This is a genomic window from Streptomyces sp. NPDC054794 (assembly GCF_053611585.1).
On the sequence record NZ_JBSHAQ010000142.1, the window covers coordinates 1 to 1529 of the forward strand.

At 72.9% G+C, this 1529-nt stretch carries 1 protein-coding gene; it reads left to right on the plus strand.

Annotated features, from left to right (window positions below):
- The first annotated feature begins 479 nt into the window (after positions 1-479).
- Complete coding sequence (locus ACWGKT_RS48430; protein WP_453278811.1) at positions 480-1046, plus strand: dihydrofolate reductase family protein; 567 nt, start codon at positions 480-482, stop codon at positions 1044-1046.
- The last annotated feature ends 483 nt before the right edge of the window (positions 1047-1529 follow it).

The window sequence follows — 1529 nt, forward strand, 5'->3', positions numbered from 1 at the left end:
CGCGAACGGCCTGACCCCGGCCCGCACACGCCCTCGTCCGCCGCCGGGACACAGCCCAGCCGCCCGAGCATGCGACGCGCGCCCACACCTCACCCCTGCCAACGGCAAGCCGCCCCACCCAGCAACAAGCCACCACCCAGCCCCGACGCGCCCCGCCATCCCGGCCGCAGGCCGCTAAACCGGCCCGGCGTGCCGCCACCCGGCCCGCGCACCCCCACCCACCGCCCAGCCACCCGCCCACCCTGCGTGGGGGCCAAGCGCGGCCACGCCACCCGCCCACCGGGCACAAATCCGTGGCATTTCTTCGCGAGGGCGAGGGCGAGGGCGAGGGCGAGGTCAGGCGGCTTGCCCGTGTCGGCCGAGTGCACCACGCTGAGCCCTGAGCACGAGGATTACCGGCAAGCCCGGATCGCGCACCGATGAGTTTCCCGCGCCGCGCTGGTCTATGCGCCGGACACCCACGGACGGAAGGCTGGGCCATGCGGAAACTGATCTACGGCATGAACCTGACCCTGGACGGCTACATCGCCGCGGCCGGCGACGACATCGGCTGGAGCGGACCGCCGAGCGACGAGCTGTTCCAGTGGTGGCTCGACCACGAACAGGCGAGTGCCCTGTCGCTGTACGGGCGCAAGCTGTGGCAGACGATGAGCTCCTACTGGCCGACCGGCGACCAGCAGCCCAACGCCACCCCGGCGGAGATCGAGTTCGCGCGGAACTGGCGGGACACGCCGAAGGTGGTGTTCTCCTCGACGATCGACAAGGTCGACTGGAACACCCGCCTGGTCACCGGCGACGCGATCGCCGAGATCACCCGGCTCAAGGCCGAGGACGGCGGCCCAATGAACATCGGCGGCGCAACGCTCGCCGGGGCGGCCATGCGCGCCGGGCTGATCGACGAGTACGTGATCGCCGCCCATCCGGTCCTGGTGGGCGGCGGCACGCCGTTCTTCACCGCGCTGGACAGCTGGGTGAACCTGAACCTGGTGGAGACGCGGACGCTTCCCGGCGGCGTGGTCCTGACCAGGTACGAGACGAGGCGCTGAGCAGCAGCACCCAACACGCTTCAGTCTCACGGTGACGTCGTGTACGACATCGGTACGACACGGCCCGTGAGATTACGACATCAGCCGCGAGACCCTACAACGGAGATCAAAACACCAGACAGGCCCTCAGCCCTCCCGGCGTGCTGGCGAGACGCGAGTGCGCCCCCACCCACCGGCCGCAAGCCGCTAGGCCAGCCCGGCGTGCCGCCACCCAGCCCTGGCGCGCCCGCCTTCCCGGCCGCAGACCGCTAAACCGGCCCGGCGTGCCGCCACTCGGCCCCCGCGCCCCCACCCACCGGCCGCAAGCCGCTAGGCCAGCCCGGTGTGCCGGCACCCAGCCCTGGTGCGCCCGCCTTCCCGGCCGCAGACCGCTAAACCGGCCCGGCGGGCCGCCACTCGGCCCCCGCGCCCCCACCCACCGGCCGCAAGCCGCTAGGCCAGCCCGGCGTGCCGCCACCCAGCCCTGGTGCGCCCCCCGTCCCG